This window comes from Acetobacter papayae JCM 25143, from assembly GCF_000613285.1.
GTDB lineage: Bacteria > Pseudomonadota > Alphaproteobacteria > Acetobacterales > Acetobacteraceae > Acetobacter > Acetobacter papayae.
Genome location: NZ_BAIN01000012.1, coordinates 25,486 through 39,039 on the forward strand (window position 1 = coordinate 25,486; position 13,554 = coordinate 39,039).

General features: G+C 60.3%; 10 protein-coding genes and 3 pseudogenes. 8 read left to right on the forward strand and 5 right to left on the reverse strand.

Going from position 1 to position 13,554, the window contains the following annotated elements:
* Positions 1-7: 7 nt before the first annotated feature.
* Together trpA and trpB are read right to left on the reverse strand one after the other, a co-directional pair.
* A pseudogene (gene trpA, locus JCM25143_RS17010) lies at positions 8-840 on the reverse strand (tryptophan synthase subunit alpha).
* A pseudogene (gene trpB / locus JCM25143_RS17015) lies at positions 837-2,068 on the reverse strand (tryptophan synthase subunit beta). The pseudogenes trpA and trpB overlap by 4 nt, the downstream one beginning before the upstream one ends.
* Positions 2,069-2,351: 283 nt before the next feature.
* On the opposite strand from trpB, the gene JCM25143_RS05040 reads away from it, so the two are divergent.
* Positions 2,352-3,470 (forward strand): magnesium transporter CorA family protein, encoded by a 1,119-nt coding sequence (locus JCM25143_RS05040; RefSeq protein ID WP_025860246.1) that lies wholly within the window; start codon positions 2,352-2,354, stop codon positions 3,468-3,470.
* Positions 3,471-3,699: 229 nt separating this feature from the next.
* The gene (rho, locus tag JCM25143_RS05045; RefSeq protein WP_025860247.1) at positions 3,700-4,998 is read left to right on the forward strand and encodes a transcription termination factor Rho; all 1,299 of its coding nucleotides are present in this window, start codon (positions 3,700-3,702) and stop codon (positions 4,996-4,998) included.
* A gap of 47 nt (positions 4,999-5,045) precedes the next feature.
* Here rho and JCM25143_RS05050 read toward each other — a convergent pair whose 3' ends face one another.
* Positions 5,046-5,303, reverse strand: a complete 258-nt coding sequence (locus JCM25143_RS05050; protein ID WP_025860248.1) for a sulfurtransferase TusA family protein — start codon at positions 5,301-5,303, stop codon at positions 5,046-5,048.
* A 218-nt stretch (positions 5,304-5,521) separates the two neighbouring features.
* Here JCM25143_RS05050 and JCM25143_RS05055 point away from each other — a divergent pair, with 218 nt between their 5' ends.
* The 4 genes and pseudogenes from JCM25143_RS05055 to JCM25143_RS05070 all read left to right on the forward strand — a co-directional run bounded on the left by JCM25143_RS05055 (position 5,522) and on the right by JCM25143_RS05070 (position 9,182).
* Positions 5,522-5,932, forward strand: coding sequence for a Fur family transcriptional regulator (locus tag JCM25143_RS05055; protein WP_035370507.1), 411 nt, complete (start codon positions 5,522-5,524; stop codon positions 5,930-5,932).
* Positions 5,929-6,776: pseudogene (locus tag JCM25143_RS17020) on the forward strand (GNAT family N-acetyltransferase). Before JCM25143_RS05055 ends, JCM25143_RS17020 begins: the two are co-directional and overlap by 4 nt.
* 90 nt (positions 6,777-6,866) lie before the next feature.
* Positions 6,867-8,507, forward strand: a complete 1,641-nt coding sequence (gene lnt, locus JCM25143_RS05065; protein WP_025860250.1) for an apolipoprotein N-acyltransferase — start codon at positions 6,867-6,869, stop codon at positions 8,505-8,507.
* A gap of 168 nt (positions 8,508-8,675) precedes the next feature.
* Positions 8,676-9,182 carry a helix-turn-helix domain-containing protein gene (locus JCM25143_RS05070; protein WP_025860251.1) on the forward strand — a complete coding sequence of 169 codons (507 nt, stop codon included), beginning with the start codon at positions 8,676-8,678 and terminating at the stop codon, positions 9,180-9,182.
* 78 nt (positions 9,183-9,260) lie between these two features.
* On the opposite strand, the gene JCM25143_RS05075 is transcribed toward JCM25143_RS05070, so the two are convergent.
* Entirely contained in the window at positions 9,261-10,004 is a 744-nt protein-coding gene (locus tag JCM25143_RS05075) for a DUF2076 domain-containing protein (protein WP_025860252.1), read from the reverse strand.
* A 286-nt stretch (positions 10,005-10,290) separates the two neighbouring features.
* On the opposite strand from JCM25143_RS05075, the gene JCM25143_RS05080 reads away from it, so the two are divergent.
* On the forward strand, positions 10,291-11,175 hold the full coding sequence (locus tag JCM25143_RS05080) for a glycine--tRNA ligase subunit alpha (RefSeq protein WP_025860253.1): 885 nt from the start codon (positions 10,291-10,293) through the stop codon (positions 11,173-11,175).
* Between the two features lie 4 nt (positions 11,176-11,179).
* Positions 11,180-13,240, forward strand: a complete 2,061-nt coding sequence (gene glyS / locus JCM25143_RS05085) for a glycine--tRNA ligase subunit beta (RefSeq protein ID WP_025860254.1) — start codon at positions 11,180-11,182, stop codon at positions 13,238-13,240.
* A gap of 51 nt (positions 13,241-13,291) precedes the next feature.
* Here the strand turns inward: glyS and JCM25143_RS21355 are convergent, their stop codons facing one another.
* Positions 13,292-13,453, reverse strand: a complete 162-nt coding sequence (locus JCM25143_RS21355; protein ID WP_025860255.1) for a DUF1328 family protein — start codon at positions 13,451-13,453, stop codon at positions 13,292-13,294.
* Between the last annotated feature and the right edge of the window lie 101 nt (positions 13,454-13,554).

The following is a 13,554-nucleotide window of genomic DNA, read 5'->3' on the forward strand; positions in this document are numbered from 1 at the left end:
CTCGCGCTCATACCGTCTGGCGGCCTGCGGCGCGCACCGCCGTTGCCAGCCCGCCAATCTGCTCCAGCACGGTGGGCAGAGTCGCAGCCGTGGCGCGGCCCTGTGCATCCAGTGTACCGGCCAGCGTTTCCAGCAAGGCGGAAGCCACAACGGCACCATCGGCAATACTGGCCGCCTGAGCAGCCTGTTCTGGCGTCCGCACGCCAAAGCCTACGGCCACCGGCAGGCTCGTAGCCGCACGCACACGCGGAATAGCCGCACGCAGATCACCCGCACTGGCGGTGCGTGTGCCGGTTATGCCAGCAATACTGACATAATAGACAAAGCCCGAAGCATGAGACAGCACATAACCCAGCCGCTCTGGCGTGGTGGTAGGGGCAACAAGGCGGATGATAGCAAGCCCGGCGGCTTGGCCGGAGCCTCGATCACATCGGCTTCCTCTGGCGGCAGATCGACCAGAATCACGCCGTCCACACCGGCTACCACCGCATCCTTGCAGAAGCGCTCGTAGCCATAGGACTCAACAGGATTCACATAGCCCATGAGGATAATCGGCGTATCGGCATCATCCTGCCTGAAGGCCGCAACCATATCCAGCACACCAGCGAGTGTCGCACCGGCTTTCAACCCGCGCAGGGCCGCCGCCTGAATAACCGGGCCATCGGCCGATGGATCGGAAAACGGCATGCCGATCTCGATCAGGTCGGCACCAGCCGCGGGCATGGCGCGCAGCAGCGCCAGCGAGGTCTCGCGGTCGGGATCATAAGCTTCCAGATAGGGAATGAGCGCGCCGCGAGCCTGCGCGGCAAGGTCGCTAAAACGCTTGGCGATACGGCTCACAGTTCCACCCCCAGATGCTCGGCCACGGTAAAGATATCCTTGTCGCCCCGGCCGGAAAGATTGACCACCATCAGGCTGTCGGCAGGCAGGGTGGGGGCAAGTTTCATGGCGTAGGCCACGGCATGCGCGGATTCCAACGCGGGAATAATGCCCTCCAGCCCGGTGCAGAACTGGAAGGCTTCCAGCGCCTCCCCATCGGTGGCCCCTACATATTCAGCCCGCCCGATATCGTTCAGCCATGCGTGTTCAGGCCAACGCCGGGATAATCCAGCCCTGCGCTAATGGAGTGCGCTTCCTCAATCTGGCCATCGGTGTTCTGGAGCAGATAGGTGCGGTTGCCGTGCAGCACGCCGGGGCGGCCACGCTCGATGGAGGCGGCTGTCTTACCACTATCCAGCCCGTGACCTGCGGCTTCCACGCCGATCAGGCGCACGGTCGTATCGTCAAGGAAAGGGTGGAAAATGCCCATAGCATTGGAACCACCGCCAATGGCGGCCACCACCACATCGGGCAGACGCCCTTCGGCCTCGTGCATCTGGGCCTTGACCTCGGTGCCGATCACGCTCTGGAAGTCACGCACCATGGCCGGATAGGGCGAAGGCCCCGCAACCGTACCAATAAGCATGTAGGTGTCCGCCACATTGGCCACCCAGTCGCGCATGGCCTCGTTCATGGCATCCTTGAGGGTACCGGCCCCGGCTGTCACGGGTACGACTTCCGCCCCCAGCAGGCGCATACGGAACACGTTGGGTTTCTGCCGTTCTACATCGGTAGCACCCATGTAAACCACGCATTTGAGGCCGAACAAGGCACAGACCGTGGCCGTGGCAACGCCGTGCTGGCCCGCCCCTGTTTCCGCCACGATACGCGTGCGCCCCATGCGGCGGGCAAGCAGGATCTGCCCCATGACGTTATTGAGCTTGTGCGAACCGGTATGATTGAGTTCCTCACGCTTGAGGTAGATTTTCGCTCCCCCCAGCTTTTCGGTCATCCGGCGGGCAAGCCATAGCGGGCTAGGACGGCCTACATAATCCTTGAGGTAATAATCCAGCTCACGCTGAAAAGCGGGGTCGGCCTTGGCCTGTGCGTAGGCGGCTTCCAGTTCGAGAATCAGCGGCATCAGGGTTTCCGCCACGAAGCGGCCACCATACCGACCGCCGAAATGACCCCGGCTATCCGGTTCATGCCGGAGCGAGCTGTTTGCCAGCGCTGCTTTTTGCTGTTCCATCAGGTTTGCCATTGCCAGTTCCACCACTCCTCTGCCGCCTGTGCGCCACGGCACCGCATAGAGCGCCGCCCTGCCCGTACAGCCGTTATGCGCCCCGCTTACCAGATACCGCACCGAATTGCACAGTCCCGCGCCGCAATCTTGCAAGCCGGGGGAGGCTGCCCCATAGTCCGGCCTGCCCGTATGGCCCCGCCCCTTGTAGCGGCCATACACATCCGGCCACCCCTCCGGCCGGCACGCACCAGCGTGATAGTGCACCCAACAGACAGGCAGGGAGACTCGCATGTTTCTGGCTCACAGACCCGGTACAGCCACAAAAGCCATTGAAACACCCGAGGACGCGGCAGGCTCGGTCTGGCTTGATCTGCTCGACCCCACCGAACAGGAACTGGAACTGGCGGAAAGCCTGTGCGGGCAGAAACTGCCGACCCTTGATGATTTGAACGCCATTGAAAGCTCATCACGCATCAGTGTCCGCAAGGGTGTGGCGTTCCTGTCCTCCCCCCTACTCAAGCGCAATGGCACCGAATTCCTCAGCACCCCGGTAGGATTCGTACTGACCGATGAGCGGCTGTTTACCATCCGCTTTCAGCCCTATCAGGCGTTTGAAACCGTGGCGCAGCTTGTGTCCGACCATACCGCCATGCCCGCGGCCACACCTGATGCCGCCACCACACCGCATGCTGTGCTGCACGCAGGCGAAATTCTGGTGGCCCTGATCGAGACCATCGTGGACCGGCTGGCCGATGTGCTCGAAGCTATGGGCAACCTGCTCGATACGTTGTCGCACGATATTTTCCGTCCCTCGCAGCAGGGGCCACAGATACGCACCATGGCCTCGCGCCAGCGCGACCTGCTGCAACGGGTGGGGAGTGCTGGCAGTTTCTGCTCACGCATGCGTGACACGCTTTTAGGTATGGAGCGCATCACGCTATTCCTGAGTGAAAGCCGCAAGACCGCCTCTGCAGCCCCGGCTCCTGGCTTCTCCCTGAGCAGCCGCCAGATCAGCGCGGCACAGCAACCCCTGACCGAAGCCGATGCACGAGCCGCCGCCTATACGCTTTCCGGTGCGCAGCGCACGCGCATTACAACTGTCAGCCGCGACCTGTCCTCGCTCGATGCCTATGTATCGCAAGCACAGGACAAGGTTGAATTCCTGCTCGACGCCACGCTGGGCTTTATCAATATCGACCAGAACGGCGTCATGAAAGTACTGACCGTGGTCAGCTTCATCGGGGTAGCCCCGACCCTGATCGCGGGTATTTACGGCATGAATTTCAAGGACATGCCCGAGCTCAACTGGTCGTTCGGCTACTGGTATGCCCTCAGCCTGATGGCCGCCACCATTGTGCTGCCGCTGATGTGGTTCTGGCGCAAAGGCTGGTTAGGCGGGATCAAATAACCGCATATATCTTGACGGCGCACCACGCGCCCCCTATCCTTTGCGCACAACGCTGGCTGACTTCACCTGCCCAGCATTTCCCCTTCCATGTCAGGACTTCAACCGCTTTCTGGTTCCTTTCACCCACGGACGCATTCTGTCCGCACGGCGAAAGCGCGGAAATGCACACGGTACAGTCCCGGCTTTTCGTTCTATTCACGAACTTTCTTGCCAGTCAGGGCATTTTTTCATGCATCTTGCGGAACTCAAGGCCAAGTCTCCAGCCGACCTCTTGGCCTGCGCTGAAGACCTGAACATCGAAAACGCCTCATCCCTGCGTAAGCAGGACATGATGTTTGCCATACTGAAGACACTGGCCGACAACGACCAGGCTATCTATGGCGAGGGTACCCTCGAGATCATGCATGACGGATTCGGCTACCTGCGTGCGCCCGAATCCAACTACCTGCCCGGCCCGGACGATATCTACATCTCCCCCACGCAGGTGCGCCGCTTCGGCCTGCGCACCGGCGATACGGTGGAAGGCCAGATTCGCGCCCCGCGCGACGGCGAGCGTTACTTTTCAATGCTCAAGATCAACACGATCAACTTTGAATCGCCCGACGCCGTTCGCCACCGCATCAACTTCGACAACCTGACGCCCCTCTACCCCGAGCGGCGTCTGCAGATGGAAGTCGAAAGTCAGGCCACTGCCCCTGAGCCCAAAAGCGAAAAGGGCAAGAAAGGCGCGCAGAAAGACTTTACACCGCGCGTAATCGACCTTGTCTCGCCCATCGGCATGGGTCAGCGCGCCCTGATTGTCGCACCGCCGCGCTCGGGCAAGACGGTCATGCTCCAGAGCATTGCCTCCTCCATCAGCGCCAACCACCCCGAGGTGTTCCTGATCGTTCTGCTGATCGACGAACGCCCTGAGGAAGTGACCGACATGGCGCGCTCCGTCCGGGGTGAAGTCATTTCCTCCACCTTTGACGAACCGGCCCACCGCCACGTTCAGGTGACGGAAATGGTGCTGGAAAAAGCCAAGCGTCTGGTCGAACACAAGCGCGATGTGGTGATCCTGCTGGATTCCATCACCCGTCTGGCGCGTGCCTACAACACCGTTGTGCCTTCATCGGGCAAGGTGCTGACCGGTGGTGTGGACGCCAACGCCCTGCAGCGCCCCAAGCGCTTCTTTGGTGCGGCCCGTAACATCGAGGAAGGTGGCTCGCTCACCATCATCGCCACTGCGCTGATCGACACCGGCAGCCGCATGGATGAAGTGATTTTCGAAGAGTTCAAGGGCACCGGCAACTCCGAACTGGTGCTGGATCGCAAGCTTGCCGACAAGCGCACCTTCCCCGCGATCGACATCACCAAGAGCGGCACCCGTAAGGAAGAACTGCTGGTGGACCGCGCCACCCTGTCCAAGATGTGGGTGCTGCGCCGTATCCTTGCCCCCATGGGCACTATGGACGCGATGGACTTCCTGCTGGACAAGCTGAAATACAGCAAGACCAACAACGACTTCTTCGAGGCCATGAACAACTAGGCGGACAGATGGACAAAAAAAGCCGGCCAGAGGCCCCGATCGGGTTTTCAGCCGGCTTTTTTGCGAATGATCAGAACCATGCTGCCATCAGCATGCGCCACCTCGGAAACGATTGCATGGCCCAGAGCGCGGACAGAACGCCCCACGTTACGATGCGGCTCCTCCCCTTTGAGGCGCACGACCAGCACGCCTTCCGGGGCCATGCTATCCAGCGCCAGGCGGGTTCGCACGAAAGTCAGGGGGCATGTATCCGCGGTGATATCCAGTTCGACAATCGCAGGAGTGCTGGGCTCATTGTCGGTCATGGTCACCATTTTGCATTTCTCCCCTCTTTGCAGGCATATATACCTACCATAACGAGCATCCGGTCTAGCGCGTATCCGCGTAAAATTGGACAAACACCTTACCTTTCGGCTACCTGAAAGACAGACGCAAGCATGACAGTACAGGCAGGTTTGGGATCGTGAAGGCACAAGCGGCAGAATCACGTATCGAGCAATTGTGTGTGGAACATGGCCTGAAAATGACAGGCCAACGGCGAGTGATCGCGCGCGTGCTTTCCGAAGCCGACGATCACCCCGATGTGGAAGAGCTTTACCGCCGCGCACTCAGCCTTGATTCCCGTATTTCAGTGGCAACCGTTTACCGTACGGTGCGCCTTCTGGAAGAAAAAGGAATTCTGGAGCGCCGTGATTTCGGCGGGGGCCGCGCCCGCTATGAAGCCACCGAGCACGGACGGCACCATTACCATCTGATTGATGTGGATAATGGCCGGGTGATCGAGTTCGAAGACCCCGAGCCCGAAGAACTCATGCGCAAAATGGCCGACCGTCTCGGTTTCGAGTTCGTTTCCCTGCGCCTTGAACTGTTCGGCAAGAAAAAGAAGCCGGCCGCGGGTGCTGCGGCACCGCACCGCAAGGGAGAGACGACATGAGTTCCGCACGCGCCAGTGGCGGCGGCCTGTCCACACTGGATCTGGACCGTAGCAGCTTTCCCGAACTGCACGGCGGCAGCCTGAGTGTCCGTATTGCGGAAACCGATGCCGAGCGCGAAGCCGCTCAGGCGCTGCGTTACCGGGTATTTTACGAGGAAATGGGTGCGCACCCCGATGCTCAGACCCTCCGACTCAAACGCGATATTGACGAATTCGACGCTGTTGCTGACCACCTGCTGGTGATCGACAATGCAATCGCCTCGGACGAGCGGGGCGTTGTTGGCACCTACCGTCTAGTCCAGAGCGATGCCGCTGAACGCATCGGGCGTTTTTATTCCTCCAGCGAATACGACATCACGCCGTTGCAGGATTTTCCCGGCAGGCTGCTTGAGGTCGGGCGTTCCTGCGTAGACAAAAACTATCGCGGCCGTGCCGCCATGCAGCTTCTATGGCGTGGCATTGCCTCGTATATTTTCCTGCATCGCATCGACCTGCTGTTTGGTTGTGCCAGCCTGCCCGGCACCGACCCAGACCGCATTGCCGATGAGTTGACCTATCTCTACCACAACCATCTGGCCCCTCCGGCCCTGCGTGTTAGGCTCTGGAAGATCGCCGGGTGGAAATGCTGCGTACCGACCCGCATACCCTGAATGTGCGCAAATGCCTTGTTGGGCTTCCCCCTCTTATCAAAGGGTATTTGCGTCTGGGGGGTTATATTGGTGATGGTGCGGTAATCGACCCCCAGTTCAACACCACGGACGTAGCCATTCTGGTAAAGAGCGAACTTCTGGCGGACAAATATTACCGCCATTATGAACGCCGCCTGCGCGACGCACTGGACTGAAGTGCCACAGGGGCGGCGAATCGTGCCTTACGCCGCCCCTGACCATTACTCTTTGCGCACGGCCCTTTTATCTACAGGCGACTTTTATCCATGCGTCTGCCGAGGTTTTTCCTCCCGCCGTCCGTAAGGACCTGTTTTACCCCTACCTCCCTGCGTTTTACAGGCCGTATGCTGGGCTTGGGCGTGCTTGCCGCACTGGCTCTGCCACCAGTGCATTTCCTGCCTGTTTTGCTGTTCAGTTTTGGCCTACTGGGTAAAACGCTCAATACAGCGACAAGCTGGAAGCGCGCCGCGTGGGCGGGTGGCCTGTTCGGCTTTGGCTTTTACGCTGCCGGGCTGTACTGGCTCATTCATGCCGTGCTGATCCGTGCTGACGAATTTTGGTGGTTCGTACCCTTCCCCTCATTGGGATGCGCCCTGATTCTGGCTCCCACAGCAGCAGCACCCGCAGCGCTCAGCCTGCTCGCCCCGCCGGGTGTCAGGCGGCTTGGCGCCTTTGCCGCCCTGTGGACACTGGCGGATATGAGCCGCAGTTTCCTGTTCAGTGGTTTCACATGGAACGCTCTGGGCAGTTGTCTGGCCATCCCCGGCGTGGTGGGGGATATCCTGATCCAGCCTGCCGCATGGGTAGGCGAAGACGGGCTGACCCTGTGCCTTGTCCTGCTCAGCACACTAGCGGGCGTTGCCTGCCTGCGTGGTAGCCTCCTGTCACCCCGTATCCATGCATTGATTCTGGGTGGTGGTGCCGCTGCCGTGTTGGTCTGGGCCATGGTGGGGGCCGTACGTTTCTACACCGTCACCCCAAGTGGAGAAGAAGGGCCGATTGCCGTGATCGCGCAGGGCAATGTGCCGGAAACCGAAAAGGTCGGCCGCCTGAACCCGCGCGATATTTTCCTGCGTTATCTGCGCCTGACCCATGACGGCGTGCAGCAGGCGCTCGCCCTTGATCACCGCCCCCCCGCCCCTGAAAACCCGGCCGATGCGGAACCGGAAAATACTGGCAGGCCGATTGTCTTCCTGTGGCCTGAAACATCCTTCCCCGGTTACGATCTGCTACAGGACAGCCCGCAGGCCCGTGCGATCATCATGCGTTGGGGGAGTGGTGCCGAAGCCGGGCTGATTGGTGCACTGCGTGTGGATGAGCAGGGCCGATACCGCAATGCCATGCTGGCCCTCGCCCCCGATGGCACTGTGGAAGATTTTTACGACAAGGCACGGCTTGTGCCGTTTGGTGAATACCAGCCGCCTTTCATCCCTCTTCAGATCGTACCGCAAGGCGGTATGGCCTCAGGCCCCGGCCCCCGCACCCTGCACCTGCGTGGCCTCCCCCCTGTCGGGCCGCTGATCTGCTACGAGGTGATCTTTTCAGGGGACGTGACAGACCACCATGACCGCCCCCGCTGGCTGGCCAATATCACCAATGATGCGTGGTTTGGAAATAGTGCCGGACCACGGCAGCACCTGGCCTCAGTCCGACTACGGGCTGTTGAAGAAGGTCTGCCGATTGCACGCGCCGCCAATACCGGTATTTCCGCCGTTTATGACGGGCGGGGTCACCTGCTGCACAGTCTGGGCTGGAACCGCACCGCAGCCTTCGCTGTGCCACTCCCTGCCCCTCTGCCCGCTACGCTTTTTGGCCTGTATGGCCAGACCATTCCCCTAAGTGCGTGCATTATACTGCTCGTTGTCTGTATCAGTCGTATCAGAAACCGCAAAAAAAGCGCTAAATGAACAGAAATTCGAGAATTTCTTTTATTCCAGCGACGTTATTACCAATCCTTCATCTTCCTTGCTGTAACTTGCGCTGGCGGTGGTCGTGATTTCATCTATAAACAGCTTTATCGTGAAAATTGTGACCTTCCCTTCGTCACCTGTTCCTCAGAGGGAAACGTTTCCATCGTGACCGCAGTCGACAAAATTACGACACGCAGTGTCACACCCACGTTACAATCAGGCGGGATTGATCTTCATGTGGGCAGCCGCATCCGGCTGCGCCGAACCCAGCTTGGCCTGTCCCAGGAAAAACTGGGCGAGGCACTCGGCATCACATTCCAGCAGATTCAGAAATATGAACGCGGGGCCAACCGTGTCGGGGCTTCGCGCCTGTACCATATCGCCAGCATCCTTGATGTGCCGATCAGCTTCTTTTTTGATGACATGGGTAGCGGGCGGCAGACCTTCAGCCACACGCCATCGCACCCTGCCATGGAAGTTGCAGACCAGCGGCCCCCGTTCAACAAGGCCCAGCAATCCGCAGCCTGCACCGGCTCGGAAGATCAGGCTCTGCTCTCACGCAAGGAAACACTGGAACTGGTCCGCGCCTATTACCGAATTCCGCAGCCTGCCCTGCGCAAGAAAATCCTCGATCTGATCACATCCATGAGCGACGAAACATCCGCAGAGTAAAGCGTCGCTTCTGCCCATAAAAAAAGCGCGGGAAGGTTTAACCTTCCCGCGCCGTAAAGACCTCAGGGATCGATACGTTCAGAAGCTCTGGTCGTCTCCGCCCCAGTCACCGCCGGAATCCCCCCAGCTATCGCCCCCAGCGCTGAAATCCTGATCAGCCGTTGTACCAGCCCCACCAAACGGGTCCGAATTATCACCATAGTTGTTGATGATGGTCTCGCTACCCGGCGCCACGCCGCTGCCAAAACCCGAGCCCCCCATATCATGATGCCCGCTGAACAGGCCTGTCAGCGCATTGGCTGCCAGCATGCCACCGGCAACGCCGGTCGCGGTTGTAAGCGCACTGCCAAGAAAACCAGAGCCGCCCTGAAACATGCTGGGGCGTGCGCCATACGGCATGGACTGGGCCTGCATCGGCGGGGGCATCTGCTGGGCCGCACCACCCCAACCCGGCGGGGGCGCTGCCTGCGGCTGGGCAGACTGCCCACCACCGAACAGCCCACCCAGAAAACCACCAGATTTCTGGGGAGCAGACTGCTGTGCCGCCTGCAAAGCCTGCTGGGCCTGCTGCAACTGGGCCTGAAGCTGCTGGATCCGATTCTGGGCCTGCACCAGCGCCACTTCCTGCACAACCGCCATCTGGGTTACGCGGTACCGTGCTTCAGGATATTTCTGGAATTCCTGAGCAATAAGCTGGTCGGCCTGCATATCTACTGCGGGCAGGTTGGGCTGTGTGCCGGGCACGCTGGCAAAGCCACCCTGCGATGCACCACCCACACGGGCAAAGAATTTCTCGATAAGATCGCGTTCTTCGTTGGTCATTCCATCCCTTCCTGCCCTTGCGGGCGTCCGATCCCGGCCCTGCCATAGGGGGTTTTGCATGATGCAGCCCCCTATCAGGACATTTGATAGCGGGTCACTCTGGCCAAGATGTGGCAAGGACACAACCCCGTTACAAGGGCCATAAGCCCCCCAACGCCACGGGTTCTCTTCCGGTTCCGGCGCGGGGCCTGTATGGTGGCCACCACATAGACCCCAAGCCAGACCCGCCCGGCGGGAACGGCCATGGGGAATGACCCAGTCACCCTTGCGGAGTTTCATCCTGACCATGGTTCCGGCGCCTCCCCGCCCTTCAGAGCGACCTCTCTCCTTTCAGGACCTGATCCTGACCCTGCACCAGTTCTGGTCTGCGCAGGGATGCGCCATTCTTCAGCCGTATGATACCGAGGTGGGCGCAGGTACACTGGCCCCCCACACCACCCTGCGGGCTCTGGGCGACAAGCCGTGGCGCGCGGCCTATGTGCAGCCCTGCCGCCGCCCGTCAGACGGACGCTACGGTGAAAACCCCAATCGCCTGCAGCATTATTACCAGTATCAGGTACTGCTCAAACCCACCCCCGAAGAAAGCCAGAAGCTGCTGCTCGACAGCTACCGCGCCATTGGTATCGACCCCGACCGACACGATATCCGCTTTGTTGAAGATGACTGGGAAAACCCGACCATCGGTGCATGGGGGCTGGGTTGGGAAGTCTGGTGCGATGGCATGGAAGTCACCCAGTTCACCTATTTCCAGCAGGTGGGCGGTATTCCGGTAACCGTGCCCTCAACCGAACTGACCTACGGGCTGGAACGTCTGGCCATGTATGTTCAGGGCGTTGAAAACGTCTATGACCTCGATTTCAACGGCGCTGGCCTGACTTATGGCGATGTTTTCCTGCGCGCCGAAAAAGATTATTCACGCCATAACTTTGAACTGGCCAACACAGACCTGCTGTTCCGCCACTTTGCGGATGCGGAAAAGGAAAGCGTGGCTCTGGCCGAAGCCGGTGTGGCCCAGCCCGCTTATGACCAGTGCCTGAAAGCCAGCCATCTGTTCAACCTGCTTGATGCCCGTGGCGTCATCAGCGTGAGCGAACGCGCCTCCTATATCGGTCGCGTGCGTACTCTGGCGAAACTGTGCTGCGAAACCTGGCTGGCTGGCGAGGACAAATAACACCATGCCCGAATTGCTGATTGAACTGTTTTCAGAAGAAATTCCCGCGCGCATGCAGCAGCAGGCCGGTGAAACCCTGCTGAACGCGCTGGCCGATGCGCTGGCTCCCCTCGCCCCATCAGACCTGCGCGCCTATACCGGCCCGCGCCGTATCGCCGCCACGCTGAACGTGGCCGAACAGGTGCCCGGTTGCCTTGTCAGCGAACGCGGCCCACGTGAAGGCGCTCCCGACAAGGCGCTGGAAGGCTTTACGCGCAAACACGGTGTCACACGGGACGCGCTGGTTCTGCGCGATGGTTTCTGGCTGCTGGAACGCGATGAACCCGCGATAGACGCAGCAACCCAAATCGCAACCGTGCTGCCTGACCTGCTGCGCCGTTTCCCATGGCCCAAATCCATGCGCTGGGGACAGGGCAGCAGCTTTACTTGGGTGCGCCCCCTACGCCGTATCCTGTGCCTGCTGGACGGTGCGGTCGTACCGGTCTCGCTCGCTCAGGGGCAGGATAACGGCCACGGCCTGCAAAGCGCCAACCTGACCGAAGGCCACCGCTTCATGGCCCCTGATACGATCACGGTCAGCAACGCCACGCAATGGAAGGATAGCCTGTTCCAGAGCCGCGTGATGGTGGAAGCGCAAGACCGCCGTGAGGCCATTGCAACCGGACTGGAGCAACTCGCCACCGCCGAAGGTCTGCGGATCGTGCCTGATACCGGGCTGGTGGATGAAGTCGCCGGGCTGGTGGAATGGCCGGTGCCTATGCTGGGCCGGATTGACGAACAGTTCATGGAACTGCCGCCCGAGGTCATGCAGGTCTCCATGCGCGTCAACCAACGCTACTTCGCCCTGCGCGATTCCGATGGTGCCGCAGCCCCACGCTTTGCTTTTGTAGCCAATATCATCCCCGCCGATGATGGTGCGCTGATTGTCGCGGGTAACGAGCGCGTGCTGCGCGCCCGTTTTGCCGATGCTCGCCATTTCTGGGATCTGGACCGCAAGCACACGCTCGCCTCACGCCTGCCTGCGCTGGACAACGTAACCTTCCACGCCAAGCTGGGCTCGCTGGGTGAGCGCGCCCGCCGCATTGCCCGTCTGGCGGGGCTGCTGGCAGGTATGACAGGTGCCCCGGTCGAAGCCTGTGAACGCGCCGCCCTTTTGTGCAAAACCGACCTGACAACCGGCATGGTAGGCGAGTTCCCCGAACTACAGGGCGTCATGGGCGGCTATTATGCCCGTCACGATGGCGAGGCGGACAGCGTGGCGCAGGCCATTAGCGAGCATTACACCCCCAAAGGACCGGGCGATAACGTACCCACCGCCCCGGTTTCCGTGGTGGTTGGCCTTGCCGACCGGATCGACATGCTGTGCGCGTTTTTTGCAGCGGGTGAAAAACCCTCAGGCTCGGGCGATCCCTTCGGTCTGCGGCGCGCCGCACTGGGGATTATCCGCCTGATCCGTGAAAATACCCTGCGGCTTGATCTTGTCCGCCTGTTCACTTTTGCTGCGGAAGCCCTGCCGGACTCCCTGCGCAATGCACCTGACCTTGACCTGCTGCCACAGTTCATTGCCGAACGCCTGCGTGTGCAGCTTCGTTCCGAGGGTGCACGCCATGACTGTCTGGCAGCCATTTCCGTAGACAATACGGATACCGATATTGTGCGCCTGCTGGCCCGCGCAGGTGCCCTGCAAGCCATGCTGGAAACGGAAGACGGCCAGAACCTGCTGACCGCCACCCGCCGCGCCGCCAATATTCTGCGGATAGAAGACAAAAAAGACGGCCCGCATGAAGGCACGCCGGATGCAGCACTGTTTGAGCAGCCCGAAGAACATGCCCTGTTCAACACGCTGGAAAAGGTGGAACCCGCCGTGGAAGCGGCTTTTGCGAAGGAGCTGTTTACCGATGCCATGCGCGAGGCCGCAAGCCTGCGCCAGTCTCTGGACAGCTTTTTCGAACAGGTAACGGTCAATGCGCCCGAACCGGCCCTGCGCCTGAACCGGCTGAAACTGCTCTCGCGCCTTGTGCGTATGATGCGGCTGATTGCCGATTTCAGCCAGATCGAAAGCTGAAAAAACCTTGTGGCCAGCCCGGTTATGCACCGGTGCTGGCCATATGCTCTGTCAGCCTCGCCCGAAAAAGAGACTGATGATCAGAAGCACAACAAAAACAAATAGCAAAACCCGAACGATTTCCGAAAAGCCCGCCGCCATGTCGTGAAAACCGAACAGCGAAGCAATGAGCGCGCAAATCAGAAAAATCAGTATCCAGCGTACCAGAACCATGGCCTGTCTCCGCGCTTTTCCCTGCCGCTCTTTCACGGCTGGAAAATCGTTTAACCGCCTGTTTTAACGCTGGAAGCGGCCTTTGGTTCAGTGCCGCCCGT